Source organism: Methylobacterium goesingense, assembly GCF_022179225.1.
Lineage (GTDB): Bacteria > Pseudomonadota > Alphaproteobacteria > Rhizobiales > Beijerinckiaceae > Methylobacterium > Methylobacterium goesingense.
This window is the reverse complement of sequence record NZ_BPQL01000088.1, coordinates 1-21,075: the sequence shown is the minus strand read 5'-3', so window position 1 is coordinate 21,075 and position 21,075 is coordinate 1. Positions and strand designations below refer to the sequence as shown.

Sequence of the window (21,075 nt, the reverse complement as noted above, 5' to 3'; positions counted from 1 at the left end):
CCGGGCCGCCGCTGTCGCGCCCGGATTGCATCCCGAGGCTGACGATCGGGGCATTTTGTTCCATTGGGGGCGGGATCGCGGGGCTCGGGACGGCGCCGAAGCGCCCGGCGTTGCGGCACCCGCCTGAATCCCGTACCGGCTTGCGTGCGAAACCCAACCCGCACGACGTGAAACGATCCAAGGTCCGCGCCGATGTCCGATACGCCCCCCGACCGCCTCGCTGTGAACCCGAACAGCCCGTTCTACGACGAGAAGATCCTCGAGCGTGGCATCGGCATCCGCTTCAAGGGCGTCGAGAAGACCAATGTCGAGGAATACTGCGTCAGCGAGGGCTGGGTCCGCCTCTCGGCCGGCAAGACCCTGGACCGCGCCGGAAACCCGATGACGGTGAAGCTCAAGGGCCCCGTGGAGCCATATTTTCGCGACGACGCTCCGGCCGAGGGCTGAAGCCTCAGGCCGACGCGTCCTCCAGCGGGAACGGCGTCGGCTCCCAGTAGGGCTCGATCTTCGTGCCGCGGATATTGTCCGCCTCCCAGCCGTGCAGGATTGTCGCGAGCGCGGCCCGGTCGCCGGCCAGAAGCGGCTCGGCCACGGGGATGATCAGGCTTCGCATGTATCGGTAGAATGGCGTGTGCCCTTCTGCGTCACCCTGGAAGTGCGGAAGGAGCGTCTCCAGCGAACTGCGGGCGGCCGGAAGGTCGCCGAGGGCGATGTCGAGGATGAGACGCTGCCCTGGAAAGCCGGTCAGGGCGATGTCGAACGCCTCACGGAAAAAGGCCGCCCATCGTTCGAGAGTGTCGATCGACCGGAGCAGCGGCAGGGCTTCGGCCTCGATCACGGACCACGCGGCTTCCACCGTAACGGGATCGGACCAGTGCCAGTACGGAGACCCGCCTTCGTGAGGTGGATAGAGGTGCCTCCAGCAGGATCCGATGATATCGGACAAGCTCGGCACTGGCACGAAGGTCGGTACGATCGACCACCCGATCCGGAAGACACCCCGCTCGTACGAACGATCCACGAAGACCCGCGACACCGTGTGATGAATCGGCGCGAGCCAGAGCTCGCGCCCGCCGGTATAGGCGAAATCGCCGTGGCGGTCGGCCAGGGGACGGAAGATTGTTCGCGCCTGACGGGCGGTCGTCATGGGTTCGGCTTCACCTCGATAAGTATGAAACGCTTCGCATGCGGGAAATTTCGCATCGCAGCCGCTGCATAATCGTTCGCAACTCTCGGCTCGATCCCCCTTTTTCCTGTCTTCGGATCATAAATGCAAACCGTAGATGGATTTTATCCTTCGAGAACATCAATTCTTACAGTGTCTTTAACTCCGCGCCTTGAAATACCTTCGATTTTTTTACTGTATGATACCTCAGCCACAAACTTCGGGTCATTGCGCGAATTGATATCCTGGGCCATCAGAGTGTGAACACGCGTACCCACAGCTTGTGGTGTCAGGTATAACCCGGATGACGTGACGCTTGCCATCGTCCTGTCCAGCAGGGATTGCACTTCGCCGTGGCGTGGGCAGGCGAGATCCAGATCGGCCCGCTCCACTTCACCGATCCAGGTCGCTCCGGCGGATGCATCACCACTGCGCTCGTATTCGCTGGCTGGTGCGACGAAGAGCGCTGGACCGGCGCCAATCCGCTGAGACAGCGCTCTGAAGAGTGCCAAGGCCGCTTCGACCGCGGCCGCGCGCCGTGCAGGAGACGGGCTCAGGATCCTCGCGCTCTGAACGAAGGCTTCCGGTTCTACCCGACCGTCGACCAGGGTACCGCGCGACAGGATCTCTCCCGTCTCGCCATCGCGGACGGTCTGGGTCCGCCCCTCCATCTCGAATACGGTCCGGGTGCCGTCCGGTGCGACGACCGTGTGCTGCTCGTCCCGAGTCTCGGACGGCCGGCTGCGAATCCGCAGCGAGAGCACCCGCGAACCGTCGTCGGTGACGACGTCCTGCCCGTCGTCGCCAGAGGTCCATTGCCCGGCCCCGGGCTGGCCGGCGGGCGTCCGGGGCTGATCGGGATCGTACTTCCGGAAGAGGAGATGCTCGACGCGGAGCAGGCCGAGCTCGACCCTCAGGGCCGCGAGATCATAGGGGAGTTTCGCGCGTTCCGCATTCTTACGACCTGACAACGACATGGGCGGCGCGTCAGAGAGATCGAGCGACCGGCCCATCTCTCTCACGGAACCGATAAAATATTAATAAAAACCTATCTTAGCTCTATTTTCAAAACCTGAGGTGGTCAGTCCGCGCCGACCCCGAGCAACCGCTCGCGCTTGGCCCGTTCACCGGCGAAATTCCGCACCGCCATCGCGACCGCCTCCGCCAGCGCCACCTCGGAGGTCGGGTCGCGCAGGACGAGGCTGGTGATGGCGTCGGGGTGGTTCTTGCGCTGCTTCGGGGTGCGGGCGTGGTTCGAGACCCGCAGGGCGAAGGGACAGGCCTCGGGCTTGAGGTAAATGCTGTCGCCCCGGGTGTTGCGGGCCACCACCGCGAAACCCTGCGCCGCGAGGAGTTCGACGGCGCGGACGAGGGCCTCGGCGGGCGTGATGCGCTTCATCACGGGGTGATACCGCCCGGTGACGCGGGCCGTCGGGTGTCAAGCCTCATGGATTTTCGGCCCTCATGGATGCAGGCCCTCGCGGGCGAGGGCGCTGAGTCCGCGCAGGGCCGCGATGGCGCCGGCGGCGGAGCCCGCATACCGCTCGAAGCGCCCGCGCCGCAGAGCAAGGCCGGTCAGGGTCGCCTTCGTTAGGTTGATCGCGAGCATGCCGAGGCTCGGATCGGGCAGGCCGTACTTGGCGCAGACATAGGCCCGCGACCAGGCCTGGTGCCAGCGCGTGCGGAACACCCGGCCGGGCTCCGGCGCACAGGAGCGCCCGCGGTCATGCACGGCTTGCGCGGCGTGGACATGCACGAGGGCATGGCCCGCATCCGCCATCCGGCGGCAGAGATCGTCGTCCTCGTAGAACAGGAAGATGTTGGGGTCGAAGCCACCCAGGGCCAGGAAGAGGTCGCGGCGCAGCATCAGGCAGGCCCCGGAGAGGAAGGGCGCGCAGACGTCTCCCTCCGGCGGGGCGCGCCGACCCTGCGGGTTCGCCAGATAGGGTGAGAGGAGCGAGCGCGGCTGGAAGAAGACGCGCCCGTCCGGCTCGACCAGCCGGGGCGCGAGCAGCCCCGCATCCGGGTAGGCGCGCGCGGCGACCAGCAGCGCGTCCACGGCGCCCGGCCGCAGGACCACGTCCGGGTTGAGGATCAGGACGCGCTCGGCGCGCCGGGCCGCCGCCACGCCGATGTTGCTGGCGCGGCCGTACCCCTCGTTGCGGGGGTTCTCCACCACCTCGGCCCCGGCCGCGCGGGCCACGGCCACCGAGGCGTCCCGGCTCGCATTGTCCACCACGAGAGCCGGGACGTGCTCGGCCGCGAGGGCGCTCAGACAGGCGGGTAGGCGCTCGGCGCTGTCATGCGCCACGACGACGGCGATCACGCTCGGCATGGACGACTCGGAAGGCCTCACCCCGGACGGCCCCGCCGCCCCGGTGCGGGGCCGCGGGGCCGGTCGGCCTCAGGCGCCCTTCTCGGGCAGGTTGAGGCGGATGTGGAGCTCGCGCAGCTGCTTCGGCGTGGCCTCGGCCGGCGCCCCCATCATCAGGTCCTCGGCGCGCTGGTTCATGGGGAACAGCACCACCTCGCGCAGGTTCTGCTCGCCGCAGAGCAGCATGACGATGCGATCGATGCCCGGCGCGATGCCACCGTGCGGGGGGGCGCCGAGCTTCAGGGCGTTGAGCATGCCGCCGAACTTCTCCTCCAGCACCGCGAGGCCGTAACCGGCGATGCCGAAGGCCTTCTCCATCACGTCGGGGCGATGGTTGCGGATCGCGCCCGAGGACAGCTCGGTGCCGTTGCAGACGATGTCGTACTGGAACGCCTTGATGTTCAGGATGGTCTCGGCGTCCGCCGGGTCGAGGGCCAGGAACGCCTCGCGCTCGAAGTTCGGCATCGAGAACGGGTTGTGGGAGAAGTCGATCCGCTTCTCGTCCTCGTTCCATTCGTACATCGGGAAGTCGGTGATCCAGCAGAACGCGTACTGGTCCTTGTCGGACAGGCCGAGTTCGTCGCCGATGCGGATGCGGGCCTTGCCGGCGAGGGCCGCCGCCTTGGCCTCGGTGCCGGCGGAGAAGAACACCGCGTCGCCGGCCTTGGTGCCGGTCTTTTCGCGAATGGCCGCCTGGACCTCCGCCGGGATGAACTTGGCGATCGGGCCCTTACCCGTAATCGTGCCGCCATCGTCCTCGAAGATGATGTAGCCGAGGCCCGGGGCGCCCTCGGCGCGGGCGAAGTCGTTGAGCTTGTCGAAGAACGAGCGCGGCTGGGTCGCCGCCCCCGTGGCGGGGATGGCCCGGACCACGCCGCCGGACGCGATCACGCCCTTGAACGCCTTGAAGGCGACGTCCTCGCGGGCGAACTCGGCCGTCACGTCGGCGATGATCAGCGGGTTGCGCAGGTCCGGCTTGTCGACGCCGTATTTCAGCATCGCCTCGGCGTAGGGGATGCGCGGGAAGGTGCCGGTGACGCGCTTGCCCTCGGCGAATTCCTCGAAGACCGAGCGCAGGACCGGCTCCACCGCCTGGAACACGTCCTCCTGCGTGACGAAGCTCATCTCGATGTCGAGCTGGTAGAACTCGCCCGGAGACCGGTCGGCGCGTGCATCCTCGTCGCGGAAGCAGGGCGCGATCTGGAAGTAGCGGTCGAAACCCGCGATCATGGTGAGCTGCTTGAACTGCTGGGGCGCCTGCGGCAGGGCGTAGAACTTGCCCGGGTGGACGCGGGACGGAACCAGATAGTCGCGCGCGCCCTCCGGCGAGGAGGCGGTGAGGATCGGCGTCTGGAACTCGAAGAAGCCGCCCTCGCGCATGCGGCGGCGGAGCGAATCGATGATCGCGCCGCGCTTCATGATGTTGGCGTGCAGCTTTTCGCGGCGCAGGTCGAGGAAGCGGTACTTGAGCCGCGTCTCCTCCGGGTAGTCGAGGTCGCCGAAAACCGGCATCGGCAGCTCGCCCGCCGGGCCGAGCACCTCGAGGTCGTCGATGTAGACCTCCAGCGTGCCGGTGGGCAGGTCCGGGTTCTCGGTGCCGGCCGGACGGGTGCGGACCCGGCCGTCGATGCGGATGACCCATTCCGAGCGCGCCACGTTGGCGGCCTGGAAGGCCTTCGAATCCGAATCCACCACGCACTGAGTCAGGCCGTAATGGTCGCGCAGGTCGATGAACAGCACGCCGCCATGGTCGCGGATGCGGTGGCACCAGCCGGAGAGGCGGACGCTCTCGCCGACGTCGGACGGCCGGAGCGCCCCGCAGGTATGGGTCCGGTAACGGTGCATGGCGGGCTGCTGCATAACGGGCTGACGGATCACGGGCTTTGGGGATTGAGCGGCGCACCATTCACGCGGGGGAGGTGAAGTCAAGGCGACGGCGATGCGCGGGCAAGGCCCGAAGGCCGCCGAAACCCAGCGGATTCAGGTCCTGATCCCTTCCGGAATCACCCGGCGATTCCCATATCAGGCCTATGAATTCGAACGCTTTTTTCGGTATTTTGCGGCAGACAGGGGCGGCTCATGAGGCCACTCCCGAGGCCGCCACCGCCGCGTCCGCGACGGGCGAGCGGCAGGAGGGCCGGTGGCGCGTCCTGCCCCTCGAGGGCACCTTCGAGATCGTCTACGAGGATTCGCGCGGGGCCTGGAGCACCCGGCGGGTCGAGGCGCGCGAGCTGAAGCTCGGGCCGGGCCGGACGCTCCTGGGCGGCATCGACCGGGGCCGGGGCGGCTACCGGGGCTTTCGCGCCGACCGCATCCGCCGGCTCACCGATCCGGCGAGCACCACGCGGATCGAGGCCGGCATCCTCGACTGGCTCCTGGCCCGGGCCGAGGCGCAGCGCCGGGAGCGCGCGGCCCAGATCCGGGCGCTCTCGGCGCGCCGCCGCCCGGTCAAGACGCGCGCCGGGCCGCGCGAGGTCGCCGCCTAGAGGTATTCGCGGCCTCGAATTCTGGTGACCGGGTCCGGCGTCCCTCGCCTGAGGCGAGAACCTTCGGTATAGCCGATTCTATGAATCTGATCGCCACCACTGCGGCCCTGGCCGAGGCCTGCACCCGCCTGTCCGCGCATCCCTTCGTGACCGTCGACACGGAGTTCATGCGCGAGACGACCTACTATCCGAAGCTCTGCCTCATCCAGATGGCATCGCCGGACGGCTCGGGCGTGCTCGTCGACCCGCTCTCGCCCGACCTCGACCTCGCGCCGTTCTTCGCACTGATGGCCGACGAGGGCGTGGTGAAGGTGTTCCATTCCGCCCGCCAGGACCTGGAGATCATCTGGCTCCTCGGCGGCCTGCTGCCTCAGCCCTTCTTCGACACCCAGGTCGCCGCCATGGTTTGCGGCTACGGCGACTCGGTCTCCTACGAGCAACTCGTCAACGACGTGGCCAAGGCCAAGATCGACAAGTCCTCGCGCTTCACCGACTGGTCGCGCCGGCCGCTCTCGGACGCGCAGCTGAGCTACGCCCTCTCGGACGTCACCCATCTGGTGAAGGTCTACGAGGTGCTGGCGGGTCAGCTCCTCTCCACCGACCGCGGCGAGTGGCTCGACGAGGAGATGAGCGTGCTCACCTCGCCGGAGACCTACAAGGCCGACCCCGCTTCCGCCTGGCGGCGCCTCGCCGGGCGGATGCGCAAGCCCCGCGAGATCGCCGTGCTGATGGAAGTCGCCGCCTGGCGCGAGCGCGAGGCTCAGAGCCGCAACGTGCCGCGCGGGCGCATCCTCAAGGACGAGGCGGTGATCGACGTCGCGACCTCGGCCCCGCGCAACGTCGAGGCGCTCGGGCGCCTGCGCTCGATCCCCGCCGGCTTCGAGCGCTCGCGCACCGGAACCGACATCCTGGCGGCGGTGGAGCGGGGGTTTGCCCGCGACCTCTCGGACATCGCGCTCCCCGAGCGCGCCCGCAGCCGCGGCGGCAACGGGGCCCTCGTCGAACTGCTCAAGGTCCTCTTGAAGGCCGTGTGCGAGACGGAGGGCGTCGCCCCGAAGATCATCGCCACGGTGGACGACCTCGAGGCCATCGCGGAGGACGACGCGGCGGACGTGGCCGTGCTGCACGGCTGGCGCCGGGCGCTGTTCGGCGAGAAGGCGCTCGCCCTCAAGGGCGGCCGCCTCGCCCTCTCGGCCGAGCGCGGCCGGGTGGTGGTACGCGACCTGGCGTAGGTCCGGGGGCGTCCGTGGAGCTGAAGTGGCTGGAGGATTTCCTCAGCCTCGCCCAGACCCGCAGCTTCTCCCGCTCGGCGGAGGCCCGCCACGTCACCCAATCGGCCTTCAGCCGGCGCATCCGCGCCCTGGAACTCTGGCTCGGGGTGAGCCTCGTCGACCGCAGCACCTACCCGACCACCCTGACCCCGGAGGGGCGCCGCTTCCGCGACACCGCCGAGGAGAGCGTGCGGGTGCTCCTCGGGGCGAGGGCCGACCTGCGCGCCGGCCTCGATTCGGCCGCGCCCGGGGTGCGCATCGCCGGCTTGCACACCCTGGCGCTGACGTTCTTCCCCGCCTGGTTCCGGACCCTGACCACACGCACAGGACCGGTGGCGACGCGGCTCCAGCCGGACGATTTCCACGACTGCCTCCAGGCCCTGGTGGAGGGCGGCTCCGACTTCCTCCTGACCTTCCACCATCCGGGCGTGCCGATCCCCCTCGACCCGGAACTCTATCCCCACCGGGTGGTCGGTGCCGATGCACTGGTCGCGGTGCGGAGCCCGGCTCTGGCCGAAAGCGGGCCGCTCCCGCGCCTCGATTACGGGCGCGATTCCTTCCTCGGCCGCGTCAGCCATCTCGCCGAGGCCGCGCTCGGCCTGCCGATGGGGCCGGTGGTCCATGCCAACCCCATGGCCGAGGCCCTGAAATGCATGGCACTCGAAGGGCACGGCCTCGCCTTCGTGCCGCGCAGCCTCGTCGTCCGCGAACTCGCCGAGGGCCGCCTCGTCGTGGCCGGACCCGAGGTGCCCCTGGAGATCCGGCTCTACCGGAACGGCGCCAAGGCTCACGGAGCGAAGGCGCGCGCCGCTGTCGCGGCGATCTGGGCGGCGGCCGAGGCGGGTTAGTCCGAACCCAGTTCAATCCAAACCCAAGTCGGTCCGAACCCAGGTCGGTCCGAACCCACGTTAGTCCGAACCCGCATGGGCCTTCCCGACACGGCATTGGCGCCCGAGCCGGACTTCGCGCATCCCGTCACCGGAACGAGCGGCGAGGATTGCGGGCGATGGCGGGGAGCGAGGTGCTGGGCGTGCTCGGCGGCATGGGGCCGATGGCGACGGTGGATTTCCTGCGCAAGCTCGTGGAGGCGACGCCCGCCGCCCGTGATCAGGACCATCTCGCCGTGATGGTGGCCCAAGCCGCCGACATTCCCGACCGGACCCGGGCGATCCTGGGGCAGGGGCCCGACCCGCTGCCGGCGATGACCCTGGCGCTGCGCCGCCTGGAGGCGGCCGGCGCGACCCGCCTCGCGATCCCCTGCAACACCGCGCATCATTGGCATGGCGCGCTCCAGGCCCTGACGCCCATCCCGATCCTGCACATCGTCGACGCGGTGGTAGCAGAGCTCGCCCACAGGGGCCTGGCCGGCGGGCCCGTGGGCCTGCTCGCCACCGACGGCACCCTTCGGACGGGGCTCTATCCGCGTCATCTCGGCCGCCACGGCTTCACCTGCCGCGTGCCCACCGACCAGGCCGCGGTGATGCGGGCGGTGCGCCTCGTCAAGGCGGGGCAGGGCGCCGAGGCCCGGCCGCTGCTGCGGGCCGCGGCCGCGGCGCTGATGGCGGGCGGGTGCCGGCAGGTGGTGATGGCCTGCACCGAGATCCCGCTCGCCCTGTGCGACGCGGCGGAGCCGCTCGGCGCCGTGCTGCTCGACGCGACCGACGCCCTGGCGCGGGCCTGCGTCGCCGCCGCCGTCCCGGCAAGCCGGGCGGCGTGATCCGGGCGACCTGAGAGAGCGGGCCTCAGTTCGCCTTGGCGTTGACGTCGAGCCGGTCGAACAGGGCCGCCGGGGTCGGGGCCGCGCCGAACTCCAGCATGCCGATGCCGGTGCCGTTCTTGGGCCGGAGGCTGAGGGAGAGGGTGCCGGGCTTCGTCACGAACTGGCCCATGGCGGCGCCCACCGCCTTGGCACCCGCCGAATTGCCCAGGATCGCGGGCACGCCGAAGACGCTGGCGGTAACGTATTCCTGCTTCAGCTCCTCGGGCTTGAGGCTGAGCACCTTCGACTGGGCGGCGATGAAGCGGTCGAACAGGCCGGTGTTCTCGATGGTGAGGTCCAGCGCCTTGGCGGTGGCCGACAGCATGGCGAAACTCGAGATGGCCACGTCCGGGTTGAAGACCTCCGGGCCGATACCGCCGATCATGCCGTTGATGCGCACGCGGCCCATGTCCTTGCCGGAAATCGAGACCTCGCTGAGCTTCAGCTCCCGGGCCGCCTCGTCCCAGGAGGTATCGGCCACGAGGGCGAGGTCGAGGTCGCTGTAGCCGTAGAGGCCGAGCGAGCCCAGACCCGGCACCCCCGCCACCGCCGAGGCCGGCATGGTCAGGCCCGACAGGCTGAGGCGCCCGGCGGTCGGCACCCCGTCGCGGGGCGGGGCGAAGTTCAGGGCGGCGTCCCGCAGGCCCACATGCATCGCGCCCGTCGCGTCGGCGGGGTCGCGGGGGCCGCGCGGGGTCGCCGGCTCGGGCGGCAGGTCGAGGCTGAGATCCTTGAGCGCCAGGGTGCCGATGGCCGGCGTGAGCAGGCGCAGATCGGCCTCGGAGGGTTCCGCCGTCAGGGCCGCGAGCTTGCGCAGGGCCACGATGGTGGGGCTCAGGGAGAAGCCGTCCAGGGAGAGGCGGGCGATGCGGGCCTTGGCACCGTCGCCGCCCGAGAAGGTGATGTCCTCCAGGGTGCCGCCGGCATTGGTCATCCCCATCCGGGCGATGCCGAGGCGGAACGCGTCGCGGGGCTTGGCCTCCTGCACGCTGAGGCCGGTCGCCTCCAGGGTGCCGAGGGAGACCGCCTCGGCGAGGTCGGCTCCCAGGGTCAGCAGGCGCGTGCGCTCGGCGGGGGCGATCGTGTCGTAATCGACGCCCGTGAAGGCCTGGAGCGCCCCGGTCCAGGTGGCCGGGATCTGGCGGCCGCTGAGGTCGCGTCCCTCGATCCGCGCGATGGTGACGGCGGTGCCGCGCGCATCCACGTAGGCGACCTCGTCCACCGAGAAGGTGGCGTAGACCCGCTGCAGGGCGCTCTTGCCGTCGCCCGGCTCGCCGTAGAGGCGGGCCAGCACGGCGAGGTCGACATCCGTCGCTCGCAGGCGGCCATAGGTGCCGGTCCCCTTCTGTGGCCCGCCGGCGACGAGGATCGAGGCCCCGGCGGCGGTCAGTTCGGCGATGCGGCCGGCGCGGACATCCCGCGCCATGACGTCGCGATAGGTCACGACCGGGGCCGCGGCCGGTCCCGCGCGCTCCACCCGCAGTTCGGGGATCGCGAGGCTCGCGGCGTCCAGCCGGACGAGGCGGGCCGGCCAGGACTCGCCGGGGCCGGGTTTCAGCAGAGCGGTGAGTTCGTCCTTGGAAAGGCGCGTGCCGCTCGCGGTGATGCGGGGCGCCTTGAGCACAGTGTCGCCGAAGACGAAGGTCACGTCCTGCAGCGTCACGTCCTGCACCGCCGAGGCCGCCTCCTGGGCCAGCACCGGACCGGGCCGCGCCGTGAGGCCGGCCCCGAGAAGGACGAGGACGCAGGCCGAGGCGCCGGTCGCCCACGCACGGAGGGGGCGGCCTTTCGAGCGGGTCATGGGCGTATCCGGGATCGCTGACTTGGGTGGCGCGGACTTGAGTGGCGCTGTCGGAAGAGCGGGCTCATCCGTGACGCAGTTTCACGCGCGAGGCAATCGCGGCACGGCGGTCGCGACCGGTCCCGCGCGCCTCACAGGGAGAACGAGGTTCCGCAGCCACAGGAGGCGGTGGCCAGGGGGTTCTCGATCTTGAAGGACTGCCCGATCAGGTCGTTCACGAAATCGATGGTCGAACCGCTCATGTATTCCAGCGACATCGGGTCGACGAGGACGGTGGCGCCGTCGCGCTCGATCGCGACGTCGTCGGCCGCCCGCGCCCGCTCGATGTCGAAGGCGTAGGAGAAGCCCGAGCAGCCGCCGCCGTTCACGCTGATCCGCAGGGAGGCGCCGGGCGGCTCGGCGCCCATGATCTCGTTGATGCGCTTGGCGGCGCGGGGCGTCAGGGTGATGTCGGCCATCCGGGTGCACTCGCGGGGTGATGTCGAGATCCGCCGGCGTTCCGGCCGATCGTGGGCCGGGACGGCATTGGAACAAATGTCAGGAGACATAAGATATGCCCGGGGGACCGATGCTGCAACGCGACGGTGCGTCAGGAGCCCGGACCGGGGCTGGCGCGATTCTGGAACAGCGAGACGTGATGCCGGCAGATGAGAGGGAGCGGGCGGAAGTCCGGCGGCGCGGGGAGCGCTGGCGGGCACCCTATGCCACCGACCCGGCGGCCACCCGCGGGCGCCTGATCCCGGAGGCGATCTCGCCCACGCGCAGCGACTTCCAGCGCGACCGCGACCGCATCATCCACTCCTCGGCCTTCCGGCGCCTCAAGCACAAGACCCAGGTCTTCGTGCATCACGAGGGCGACCATTACCGGACGCGGCTGACCCACACCCTGGAGGTGAGCCAGATCGCCCGGGCGCTCGCGCGGGCACTCGGCCTCGACGAGGATCTCGCCGAGGCGCTCGCCCTGAGCCACGATCTCGGCCACACCTGCTTCGGGCATACGGGCGAGGACACCCTGGACGCCTGCATGGCGGCCCACGGCGGCTTCGACCACAATGCCCAGGCCCTGCGCCTCGTCACCCGGCTGGAGCGGCGCTACGCCGGCTTCGACGGGCTCAACCTCGCCTGGGAGACCCTGGAGGGCCTCGTCAAGCACAACGGTCCCCTGCTGGAGCCGGACGGGCGCCCGACCCGACGCTGGACGGCGCGCGGCATCCCAGCCGCGATCGTCGAATACAACGTCCTCAACGATCTCGAACTCACCCGCTTCGCCGGGCCCGAGGCCCAGGCCGCGGCGCTCGCCGACGACATCGCCTACGACAGCCACGACCTCGACGACGGCCTGCGCGCCGGCCTGTTCGATCTCTCCGACCTCGCCGAGGTACCGTTCCTGCGCGGCCTCCTCGACGAGATCGACCGGCTCCATCCGAATCTCGAAGCCTCGCGAAAAATCCACGAGCTGGCACGGCGCGTCATCACCCGCTTCGTGGAGGACGTGATCGCCGAGAGCACCCGGCGCATCATCGCCCTCGATCCGCGCTCGGTCGCCGACATCCGGGCGGCGCGGGCGCCGGTCATCGCCTTCTCGGAGGCGATCGCGCGGGCGGATGCGGAGATCAAGGCCTTCCTGTTCGCCCGGATGTACCGCCATCCCGGCGTGCTCGCGGTGCGGGAGAAGGCCAACCTGATCGTGTCCGACCTGTTCGCCCGGTTCACGGCGGAGCCTGGGGCGATGCCGGACGAGTGGTCGGCGGACCTCGTGGGGGCGGGAGAGGGCCGCATCGCCCGCCGGGTCGCCGACTACATCGCGGGCATGACCGACACCTACGCGGCGCTGGCCCACAAGCAGCTCTTTACCGAGACGCCGGATCTGCTCTGGCGCCCCAACAGCCGCGGCCTGCCGCTGGCGGAGCCGTGACGCTCAGAGCGTCAAACCCTCGTGGAACAGGTCGGGGGAGATCGGCAGCATGAACTGCACGCCGAGACCGCCCTCGAAGTAGCGCACGACCCGGCCCGGGGTACGCCCGACCATCACGCTCGCGCCGAGGGGCGGGGCGGTCGCCGTGGAGAGGGCGACGCCGGACATCGAGAGATCGATGATCCGGGCCTGCACTTCGCGGCCGCTCTCCAGACGCAGGACGACACCGGCCGCGTGCGGCGTGAGTCGCTCATGGGTCCGGCCTTCGGGCAACCCGAGCGAATCGCGGTTGGCGAGCCAGGTCAACTGCGAGGCGATCTTGTCGCGCTTGCGCGGGGTCGCGATGAGTTGAACGGCGAAGCCGCCGGGCAGGAGGCGCGCGATGGTGCCCTCGATCCGGCCGATATGCTCGAGGTAGAGGACGACGCGTTCCCGGAGGTCGCCCACGACCGCACAGGTCAGGCGGACGCCACCGGGCGACATGTCCACGGTCTGGCAGGGATATTCCCGCCGGTCCGACAGCATGTAGCGGCCGAGCATCGAGACCTTGACGCGCTGATGCCGACGCAGATCGGAGCCCCGGACATCACGGTAGGGCTTCGCGGCGGAACGCGGGGCGGCCTCGATCATTGCGGGCGACTCGTTTCGAGGACTCACTCCCGGTAGAAATAGGCACCTGTCGTTACGAAAGTTTTGCGCGGGCGCAGCGAGACGTCTCGGAAAAGGTCGTCGGCATCGCGCCCTGCGTATCAGGACCGCCCGCCGGGATGAACGAGGAGATGCCCCCGGCGAAGCGGGGCGGTATCGTTGGCGGGCTCGGGCAGGTTGCGCAGCGTCGCCTCGGCATCGAGGGCGGCCGGAGCCGGCTCGTGTCCCAGGATGCGCATGGAGGTCGCCCGCAGGCGCGTCACCGGGCGGATGCCGAGCCAGTGGGGCACGCAAGCCGGGCTGAGCGCGCCGAGGATGCGCGAGTGGGTCTCGCCATGATGGCGCAGGGGGAGCAGCAGCAATTCGAGGTCGACGGCCTCGTCGCGCTCCGTGGTGCCGTGCAGGCCCGCCACGACCCCGACCGTGTCGACAGCCACGGCCTCGACCAGCCGCCACGGATCGGCGTCGGGCGTGCCCCAAATTTCGCCGAAGGACCGCCCCCTCAGTTCGCGCCCGAACAGGGCGCAGACGTGGGTTCCGGCCAGCCGGACGGAGGCCGCGGCACGGGACATGTCGACTTCGAGGATGAGGCTGTCGGCCAGGAGATTGCGGATCTCGCCGGGCTCGATCTCGCTGCGCTCGGGTGCGGCGCGTGCACGGCGCAGGCGGTCCCAGTAGCTGTGGAGCATACGGCTGGTCGGGTGCTTCATGGTGTCCCACATTGGCACGGCTCAGAAGCGAACCGTCTCGAACTCGGAAACGGCCGGCGCAAACCGGACCGGATCCGAAGGATGTGGTCCGTCACCCGCACAGCCTATGCCGTCCGCATTTTCAGTGCGCCGTTAAGTTTCGGTCAAGGTTAACGGTCCGCCCGGGTTGTCCACCGCCAAGTTTCAGGCGAAGTTGCGGGCCTCGCCGAAGGGAGGCCGCGCCACCCTCAGGCGAGACACGGGAAGGAGCGGGTCGGCCATGCCGGCCCGGCGGCTTGCTGGTCCTTGCCGGTGCCCGGGAACGCGCAGGCGTCACCGGGCGGCCTTCCACCTCGGGGAGGGCGCCCGCGCGCGTCCTCCCGTTTTTCGCGCTGCCCGGGTCTTTCACGCCACGCGGGACTTTCGCGCCGTGAAGGGCTTTCGCACCACGAAGGACTTGCCGGGTCGGTCCAGGGGCCGACATGGTGTCGCCATGGATGCCACGCCCGACCTGCCGCCCCAGAACCGCGTTCCGATCTTCAACATGCCGGGCGTGGTCACCGCGTCGATCGGGCTCCTGGTGGGGATCCACGCCCTGCGCGAGTTCGTGCTGCCGGACACCTGGGACATCGCCGCGCTGATCGACCTCGCGCTGATTCCGGGCCGCTGGAGCGTGGCCCTCGACCCGGCCCGGGCCGCGGATCTGCTGGCGAACGCCGCGACCCTGGCGGGGGATCCCGAGGTGGTGCAGGCCCGCCAGGCCTTCGCCCGCTACGTGGCAGCCGAGCCTGCCGCGATGCCCTGGACCTTCGCCACCTACGCGCTGCTGCACGGCTCGTGGATGCACGTCATCTTCAACACGGTCTGGCTCGCCGCCTTCGGCTCGCCGGTGGCCCGTCGCTACGGCCCCTGGCGCTACGGCCTCGTCGCCCTGGCCGGCGCGGTGGCAGGCGGCATCCTCCATGTCATCCTCGACCCCCTGAGCACCGCGCCCCTGATCGGAGCGTCGGCGGGGGTCTCCGCCCTGATGGCGGCGGCGGCGCGCTTCGTATTCCGGCCGCCCCCCGTCTACGCCGGGGGCGGAGCGCCCTGGCAGCGTCCCGCGCCGCCGCCACTGCAGACGATCCCCGAACTGATGCGCAACCGCACGGCGGTGATGTTCCTGGGCATCTGGCTCATCACGAACTTCCTGTTCGGCATCATTGCCCTGCCGCTCGGTGCCGAGGCGACGTCGGTCGCCTGGGACGCGCATCTCGGCGGCTTCATCGCGGGCTTCTTCCTCCTGCCACTGATCGACCGCCACGGACGCTGACGGCGCGTTCGAGCCAGCGCTCAAGATGTGGCCGGCGTCCAAGACCTGAATTATCCTGCAATCCGCACGCCTTGGGTCTGCGGGATCTTGCCATGCGCGCGCCGGGGCCACACAATCGCCACAGACCGAGCCGGGCACGCTGCCGCGACTGGCCAAGCCCGGCCACCCCGTCCCACGGGTGAATTCAGGAAAAGGACACGTCCATGACCGTCGCTCGCATCCTCGCCGAGAAGGGCCGCTCCGTCATCACGGTGGAGCCGCAGCGCACCCTCGACGAGGCCATCCACCTTCTGGCCGAGAAGCGCATCGGCGCCGTCGTCGTCAGCGATGCGGACGGGGCGGTACGCGGCATCCTCTCCGAGCGCGACATCATGCGGGCGCTCGCCGGCAAGGGCGCCAATGCCCTCGACGCCCTGGTCTCCGAACACATGACCGCCGAGGTCACCACCTGCACCCGCGCCTGCAGCATCGAGGAGGTGATGCACCTCATGACCGATGGCCGCTTCCGCCACGTGCCCGTGGTCGAGGACGGTAGGCTCACCGGCCTCATCTCCATCGGTGACGTGGTCAAGCGCCGGATCGAGGCCGTCGAGGCCGAGCATCAGGCGATGCGCGACTACATCACCATGGCCTGAACCGGACCGGCCGGAGCTTCGCGCCACCGGCCGCGATCCAGCTCAGATCCGGGCCGCGGCCGCCGCCACGAGGCCGCGGATCTGAGGCAGGGCGGCGCGGGCCGCTTCCCGGCCGAGGGCGATCCCCTCGGTGGCCCGGTGGAACTCGAACAGGCCCATCTCGGACAAGCGCGGCACGATAGCGATGTCCGGCGGGTCGCCCGCCAGGCGCGCCCGCGAGATCCGATCCTGCGTGATGTTGAAGGCGTCGAGCATCACCCGCGCCATGCCCGGGGTGGCGAGTCCGTTCGCCCGCTCGGGCTCGCCGTCTCCGGACCCGCGCGAGCCCGGACGGCGCAGGATCCAGCGCCGGGGCCGGCGGGGGACGGGCAGCACCGCCTCGGCCGTGATCCGCGCGGGCGGGGCGTCCCGCACGCCAGGGCGCGGGTCACCGTTGAGGTTGACGCAGATCACGAGGTCGGCCCCCAGCGCCCGCGCGATCGTCACCGGCACCGGGTTGACCAGGGTGCCGTCGAGGAGGAGCCGGCCGCCGCAGCGCACCGGTGGGAAGATGCCGGGCAAGGCGTAGGAGGCGCGCAGGGCCTCCACGAGGCAGCCTCGGGTGAGCCAGACCTCCTCGCCGCTGTCGAGGTCGGTGGCGACGCTGGCGAAGCGGATCGGCAGGCCTTCGATGCGGCGGTCGGCCAGATCGTGCTGGAGGCGCCGCTTCAGGCGATCTCCCGCGATCAGGCCGGAGCGGAGCCGCAGGTCGAGGAGACCCATCACGCTGCGCCGGGTCAGCGACAGGGCGAAGGCCTTGAGCAGGCCGAGCTGGCCCGCCGCGTAGCAGCCGCCCACCACCGCACCGATCGAGCAGCCCGCCACCACGGCCGGGTGAATGCCGGCCTCCTCCAGCACCTCGATCACCCCGATCTGCGACCAGCCCCGGGCCGAGCCGCCGCCGAGGGCGAGTCCGATGCGCGGACCCGGAGCCTGCGGCGCCGACACGGGCTCGACAGCGCCGGCGGGAAAACGCGCGGGCGCGGCCTGCCGAATTTCGGCCCGCACGGCCCCCGGGGACAGGCCGTCCCACATCATCGACACGGCGTGCAGGGACAGGGGACGCGAGAACACGGGACGCACGACGCGGGGCAGCGCGGCCGGACCCGCATCGAACAGGTCCGCATCGCACCGGGATCAGGCATCGGCGGGCCGCAGGGTCGCCTGTCCGGTCGCCGGATCGTGATCGACGCGGCGATAGAAGCAGGCGCGACGGCCGGTGTGGCAGCAGCCGCCGTCACCGCCGACGTCGACCCGGATCAGCACGGCGTCCTGGTCACAATCGACCCGCATCTCGACGACGCGCTGGACCTGACCGCTGGTGGCGCCCTTGTGCCAGAGCTCGCCGCGGGAGCGCGACCAGTACCAGGCCTCGCCGGTCTCGAGGGTGCGGGCCAGGGATTCGGCGTTCATGTGGGCGAGCATGAGCACCTGCCCATCGGCGGCATCGACGGCGATGCAGGAGACGAGGCCGTTGGCGTCGAAGCGGGGGGTGAAGGTCGCCCCCTCCTCGACCTCGGCCCGGCTGCCTGGCTCCGGGAAGGCGCGGGTCATCGGGAGACAGACGTCATCGCGGGACGGCTCAGGACTTGTTGCGCACGAGGGTGAGGAAGCGGACCTGCTCGTTGGCGTCGTTGCGGAAGGCGCCGCGGAACTGGGTGGTGATGGTGGAGACACCGGCCTTCTGGACGCCGCGCATGGCCATGCAGAGGTGCTCGGCCTCGACCATCACGGCGATGCCGCGGGGCTTGAGGATGCTCTCGATCACGTCGGCGATCTGCGCCGTCATGGTCTCCTGGGTCTGCAGGCGGCGGGCGAAGGTGTCGACCACGCGGGCGAGCTTCGACAGGCCGACCACGCCCTTGGTCGGGTAGTAGGCGATGTGCGCCAGTCCCATGAAGGGCACCATGTGGTGCTCGCAATGGGAGTAGAACGGGATGTCGCGCACCAGCACGATGTCGGAATAGCCCTCGACTTCCTCGAAGACCCGCTCGAGGAGCGCGTCGGCGTCCTGATCGTAGCCGCCGAAGATCTGGCCGTAGGCCTTCACCACCCGGGCCGGGGTGTCGCGCAGACCCTCGCGGTTCGGGTCGTCGCCGGCCCAGCGCAGGAGCGTGCGCACGGCGGCCTCCGCCTCCTCGCGGCTCGGGCGGCCGGTGGCGATGGCGTCCGGCACCCGTTGAGCGGAGGCGGGCAGGGGGGCGATCTCGGGCTCCCGAGCCGTCTCGGGCGCGGGCGCCTCGGCGACGCGCGCGTTGTCGTTGCGCATGGTGCTGAGGGCGCCGTTCTGGCGGGTCGGTTCCATCCCGGATTCCTCCGTCTCGGTCAGGCGGTAGGAAAGGGACTTGAGCGCGGCATCCATGGCATCTTCCGCCCGGGCGATCCGGGTCGTCATCGGGTGGCTGTCAGGCTTTGCGTACATCGTCGAACCATGGGGCCGTGCTGCGGCCGATGCCCGGACGGTGCCGTCTGCCGTGGCGCGACCCTGGCCGTGGGCGCGGTCAGGGTCGACGAGCCGCCTCCTCGCGAAACGGTGCGTTGGCGCCTATATCGACGTTATCGCGTCGGCGCGCAATGCGGGCCGCGCGGATCAGCCCTTCGGATCGGAAGCCGGCGTTCTGCCGACCTCCCGGCGGGGCGCGCGGATCAGGTCGCAGACGGAACGGAACGCCATGCTCGACGACATCTACAACCGTCGCATCCTCGAACTGGCCGCCGACATCCCGCGCCTCGGGCGCCTGCCGGCGCCGGATGCCAGCGCCACCGCGCATTCGAAGCTCTGCGGCTCCACCGTCACGGTCGACCTCGCAGTACGGGACGACACGATCACCGACTTCGCCCATGAGGTGAAGGCTTGCGCCCTGGGCCAAGCCTCGTCCTCGCTGATGGCCCGCCACGTGGTCGGTGCCAGCGCCGGCGAACTGCGCGCGGTCCGTGCCGCGATGCGGCGGATGCTCAAGGAGAACGGGCCGGCGCCGGACGGCCGGTGGGCGGACCTTGCCGTGCTGGAGCCGGTGCGCGACTTCAAGGCCCGCCACGCCTCGACGCTGCTGACCTTCGACGCGGTGGTGGATGCCCTGGACCGGATCGAGGCCAGGGCGGCGGCCGAGTAGCATGCAGCTCCGCCGTGTCGCCCACGGGGCTATCCGTACCTATCAGCTCACCCTGTCGAGCCTGATCGGCCGTCAGTGCCGGCACTGGCCCTCGTGCTCGCACTACACCGACGCGGCGATCCAGCGGCACGGACTCTGGGCGGGCGGCTGGATCGGGTTTTCCCGGATCTGCCGCTGCGGCCCCTTCGGCACCCACGGTATCGACCTGGTGCCGGAAGCGCTGCCGCCGCGCGCGACCTGGTTCACCCCTTGGCGCTACGGCCGCTGGCGCGGGGTCAATGCGCCGCCCTCGCCTTTCGCCTGCGAGGCCGTCGAGGGCGGGTGAGGCCGGTCCCGTTGCGGGTCCTGTTCGGCCGATCCCGCCGTTCAGGCGACCTGCAGGACCGCATCGGGAGCCGCGAGCCCCATCTGGACCCGGTTGCGCCCCGTCAGCTTGGCCCGATACAGGGCCGCATCGGCGATGGCGATCGGCGTCACGTGCGGACGATCGGCGTCCGGCACCATCGCGACGCACCCGATGCTCACGGTGACGCCGACGCCGCCCTGGGAATCGCCTGGGAGGGCCACCGGGGCGGCCTCGACGGACCTGCGGACCTGCTCGGCGATCACGTCGACCCGCTCGGCCTCCGGACCGACAAGGATCACCGCGAATTCCTCGCCGCCGTACCGGAAGGTGGCTGCGGCCGGGTCCCGCATCGTCCCGTCAACGATGGCCGCCACCGCCCGCAGGCAGGCATCGCCGCCGAGATGGCCGTAGGTGTCGTTGAGGCGCTTGAAGTGATCGATGTCGATCATCATCAGGGCGACCGGCGTCCGGGACGGACCCTGGTCGCGCCAGACGCTCTCGAGCCGGGCATCGAAGGCCCGCCGGTTCCCGATGCCGGTCAGGCCATCGGTGTCGGAGAGGCTGAGCAGCGTCCGGTTCCGCTCGACCAGGCTCTCGGACCGCAGCGCATCGCGCAGGTTCAGGAGATAGAAGCGCCGTTCGCTGATCTCGTTGCGGAAGGCGGCGAACAGCAGGTAACCGGCCATGCTGAGGTTGAGCATGATGGCGAATAGAACGCCGCCGAGGTCGAACCGGGGATGGAACACGACGGCCCCGGCCGTGAGCATGGTGGCACCGATCGCCACGATGGCCGCCTGGGGGACCGGGAGCGGCAGGGCGATGCAGCCGTAGACCATGACCATCGGAATCGCGAACGCGATCATCACGGCGTTCTGCATGTGCGACGCCAGCATCAGCGCCAGCATCGTGCCGATCATCGGGAACAGGAAGAGGGTGCTGGCGAGGACGGACGAAACGATCCTCCGGTGCATCAGCCAGACCAGAACGAGCAGCGCGGGCGTGAGGACCGCGAGATCGAGGACGATCACCAGCGCGAGAACGTCGGGAATGACCAGGGCGTTGATGAAGATGAAGAGGTCGAAGACAGCCATCCCGGAGAGGTGGTAGAGGATGTAGCGGCGCGTGCGGCCCGTCTCGATCGCGCGCTGATAGCGCGGTTCGAGGGCGGCCCCGAAGCCGATCTGCGACCAGGGCCGCCGGAGGTCGGCCTCGACCCACCTCAGCAACGACCCGTTCTCGGCCCCGTTCTCATCTGGGATCGCGTTACCCGGACAGACATGCATCGAACCGCGCCGGACCTTCCTCGTAGGAGACCTCGGCACGCCGTGCCGTTCAGGTCATCCTGAGGATGTTCTGGCCCTGAACCCCTTAAGGTCTGTTTAGCCGCTCGCTTCGATTGCCCTTCGACCGCAAGACACACGACAAAATCAGACTATCGCCCGGGGAAAGTCATTCACAAGCACGTGAATATCCGGGACGATAGCCTGCCGCGACACCTCGGGCCGGCACCGGCTCTCAGACC

Annotated in this window: 23 protein-coding genes; 10 read left to right on the top strand and 13 right to left on the bottom strand. The window is 70.1% G+C overall.

The genetic code is table 11. The annotated features are described in order from the left end of the window. Nucleotides 1–192 precede the first annotated feature (192 nt). Entirely contained in the window at nucleotides 193–447 is a 255-nt protein-coding gene (locus MFF30_RS16620) for a DUF3297 family protein (RefSeq protein ID WP_238280594.1), read from the top strand. Between the two features lie 4 nt (nucleotides 448–451). On the opposite strand, the gene MFF30_RS16615 is transcribed toward MFF30_RS16620, so the two are convergent. From MFF30_RS16615 to aspS, 5 genes are all read right to left on the bottom strand, one after another. Continuing rightward, nucleotides 452–1,147: a hypothetical protein gene (locus MFF30_RS16615; RefSeq protein WP_238280593.1), complete on the bottom strand. Its 696-nt coding sequence runs from the start codon at nucleotides 1,145–1,147 to the stop codon at nucleotides 452–454. 143 nt (nucleotides 1,148–1,290) lie between these two features. After that, nucleotides 1,291–2,178, bottom strand: a complete 888-nt coding sequence (locus MFF30_RS16610; protein ID WP_238280592.1) for a hypothetical protein — start codon at nucleotides 2,176–2,178, stop codon at nucleotides 1,291–1,293. A 68-nt stretch (nucleotides 2,179–2,246) separates the two neighbouring features. After that, nucleotides 2,247–2,564 (bottom strand): hypothetical protein, encoded by a 318-nt coding sequence (locus MFF30_RS16605; RefSeq protein ID WP_238280591.1) that lies wholly within the window; start codon nucleotides 2,562–2,564, stop codon nucleotides 2,247–2,249. Nucleotides 2,565–2,627: 63 nt separating this feature from the next. Continuing rightward, nucleotides 2,628–3,500 carry a glycosyltransferase family 2 protein gene (locus tag MFF30_RS16600; protein WP_238280590.1) on the bottom strand — a complete coding sequence of 291 codons (873 nt, stop codon included), beginning with the start codon at nucleotides 3,498–3,500 and terminating at the stop codon, nucleotides 2,628–2,630. A 69-nt stretch (nucleotides 3,501–3,569) separates the two neighbouring features. Continuing rightward, nucleotides 3,570–5,384, bottom strand: a complete 1,815-nt coding sequence (aspS, locus tag MFF30_RS16595) for an aspartate--tRNA ligase (RefSeq protein WP_238280597.1) — start codon at nucleotides 5,382–5,384, stop codon at nucleotides 3,570–3,572. A gap of 185 nt (nucleotides 5,385–5,569) precedes the next feature. Here aspS and MFF30_RS16590 point away from each other — a divergent pair, with 185 nt between their 5' ends. The 4 genes from MFF30_RS16590 (at nucleotide 5,570) to cuyB (ending at nucleotide 9,013) form a co-directional block, all read left to right on the top strand. After that, entirely contained in the window at nucleotides 5,570–6,025 is a 456-nt protein-coding gene (locus MFF30_RS16590) for a hypothetical protein (protein ID WP_238280589.1), read from the top strand. 80 nt (nucleotides 6,026–6,105) lie between these two features. Continuing rightward, nucleotides 6,106–7,257 (top strand): ribonuclease D, encoded by a 1,152-nt coding sequence (gene rnd, locus MFF30_RS16585; protein ID WP_238280588.1) that lies wholly within the window; start codon nucleotides 6,106–6,108, stop codon nucleotides 7,255–7,257. Between the two features lie 14 nt (nucleotides 7,258–7,271). Then, complete coding sequence (locus MFF30_RS16580) at nucleotides 7,272–8,144, top strand: LysR family transcriptional regulator (RefSeq protein WP_238280587.1); 873 nt, start codon at nucleotides 7,272–7,274, stop codon at nucleotides 8,142–8,144. 158 nt (nucleotides 8,145–8,302) lie between these two features. Continuing rightward, complete coding sequence (gene cuyB, locus MFF30_RS16575) at nucleotides 8,303–9,013, top strand: cysteate racemase (protein WP_306424587.1); 711 nt, start codon at nucleotides 8,303–8,305, stop codon at nucleotides 9,011–9,013. 25 nt (nucleotides 9,014–9,038) lie between these two features. Here the strand turns inward: cuyB and MFF30_RS16570 are convergent, their stop codons facing one another. Both MFF30_RS16570 and MFF30_RS16565 read right to left on the bottom strand, forming a co-directional pair. Further along, on the bottom strand, nucleotides 9,039–10,856 hold the full coding sequence (locus tag MFF30_RS16570; protein ID WP_238280586.1) for an aq_1923 C-terminal domain: 1,818 nt from the start codon (nucleotides 10,854–10,856) through the stop codon (nucleotides 9,039–9,041). A gap of 131 nt (nucleotides 10,857–10,987) precedes the next feature. Then, nucleotides 10,988–11,314, bottom strand: a complete 327-nt coding sequence (locus MFF30_RS16565; RefSeq protein WP_238280585.1) for a HesB/IscA family protein — start codon at nucleotides 11,312–11,314, stop codon at nucleotides 10,988–10,990. A gap of 179 nt (nucleotides 11,315–11,493) precedes the next feature. Between MFF30_RS16565 and MFF30_RS16560 the strand changes: the two genes are divergently transcribed. Further along, nucleotides 11,494–12,771, top strand: coding sequence for a deoxyguanosinetriphosphate triphosphohydrolase (locus MFF30_RS16560; protein ID WP_238280584.1), 1,278 nt, complete (start codon nucleotides 11,494–11,496; stop codon nucleotides 12,769–12,771). 3 nt (nucleotides 12,772–12,774) lie between these two features. Here the strand turns inward: MFF30_RS16560 and MFF30_RS16555 are convergent, their stop codons facing one another. Both MFF30_RS16555 and MFF30_RS16550 read right to left on the bottom strand, forming a co-directional pair. Next, nucleotides 12,775–13,401, bottom strand: coding sequence for a PilZ domain-containing protein (locus tag MFF30_RS16555; RefSeq protein ID WP_238280583.1), 627 nt, complete (start codon nucleotides 13,399–13,401; stop codon nucleotides 12,775–12,777). Nucleotides 13,402–13,520: 119 nt separating this feature from the next. Further along, entirely contained in the window at nucleotides 13,521–14,129 is a 609-nt protein-coding gene (locus MFF30_RS16550; RefSeq protein ID WP_238280582.1) for a PAS domain-containing protein, read from the bottom strand. Nucleotides 14,130–14,601: 472 nt separating this feature from the next. Between MFF30_RS16550 and MFF30_RS16545 the strand changes: the two genes are divergently transcribed. Beyond that, nucleotides 14,602–15,420, top strand: coding sequence for a rhomboid family intramembrane serine protease (locus MFF30_RS16545; protein WP_238280581.1), 819 nt, complete (start codon nucleotides 14,602–14,604; stop codon nucleotides 15,418–15,420). Between the two features lie 203 nt (nucleotides 15,421–15,623). After that, the gene (locus tag MFF30_RS16540; RefSeq protein ID WP_238280580.1) at nucleotides 15,624–16,055 is read left to right on the top strand and encodes a CBS domain-containing protein; all 432 of its coding nucleotides are present in this window, start codon (nucleotides 15,624–15,626) and stop codon (nucleotides 16,053–16,055) included. 42 nt (nucleotides 16,056–16,097) lie between these two features. Here the strand turns inward: MFF30_RS16540 and MFF30_RS16535 are convergent, their stop codons facing one another. The 3 genes from MFF30_RS16535 to folE form a co-directional block, all read right to left on the bottom strand. Further along, the gene (locus tag MFF30_RS16535; protein ID WP_373320922.1) at nucleotides 16,098–17,132 is read right to left on the bottom strand and encodes a patatin-like phospholipase family protein; all 1,035 of its coding nucleotides are present in this window, start codon (nucleotides 17,130–17,132) and stop codon (nucleotides 16,098–16,100) included. A gap of 99 nt (nucleotides 17,133–17,231) precedes the next feature. Next, nucleotides 17,232–17,648, bottom strand: coding sequence for a phosphoribosyl-AMP cyclohydrolase (gene hisI, locus MFF30_RS16530; RefSeq protein ID WP_238280579.1), 417 nt, complete (start codon nucleotides 17,646–17,648; stop codon nucleotides 17,232–17,234). A 28-nt stretch (nucleotides 17,649–17,676) separates the two neighbouring features. Continuing rightward, entirely contained in the window at nucleotides 17,677–18,456 is a 780-nt protein-coding gene (gene folE / locus MFF30_RS16525; RefSeq protein ID WP_494337909.1) for a GTP cyclohydrolase I FolE, read from the bottom strand. 310 nt (nucleotides 18,457–18,766) lie between these two features. Between folE and MFF30_RS16520 the strand changes: the two genes are divergently transcribed. Then, entirely contained in the window at nucleotides 18,767–19,207 is a 441-nt protein-coding gene (locus MFF30_RS16520) for an iron-sulfur cluster assembly scaffold protein (RefSeq protein ID WP_238280577.1), read from the top strand. Between the two features lies 1 nt (nucleotide 19,208). Further along, complete coding sequence (yidD, locus tag MFF30_RS16515) at nucleotides 19,209–19,532, top strand: membrane protein insertion efficiency factor YidD (RefSeq protein ID WP_238280576.1); 324 nt, start codon at nucleotides 19,209–19,211, stop codon at nucleotides 19,530–19,532. A gap of 41 nt (nucleotides 19,533–19,573) precedes the next feature. On the opposite strand, the gene MFF30_RS16510 is transcribed toward yidD, so the two are convergent. Beyond that, nucleotides 19,574–20,779, bottom strand: coding sequence for a GGDEF domain-containing protein (locus tag MFF30_RS16510; RefSeq protein ID WP_238280575.1), 1,206 nt, complete (start codon nucleotides 20,777–20,779; stop codon nucleotides 19,574–19,576). Nucleotides 20,780–21,075: the final 296 nt, after the last annotated feature.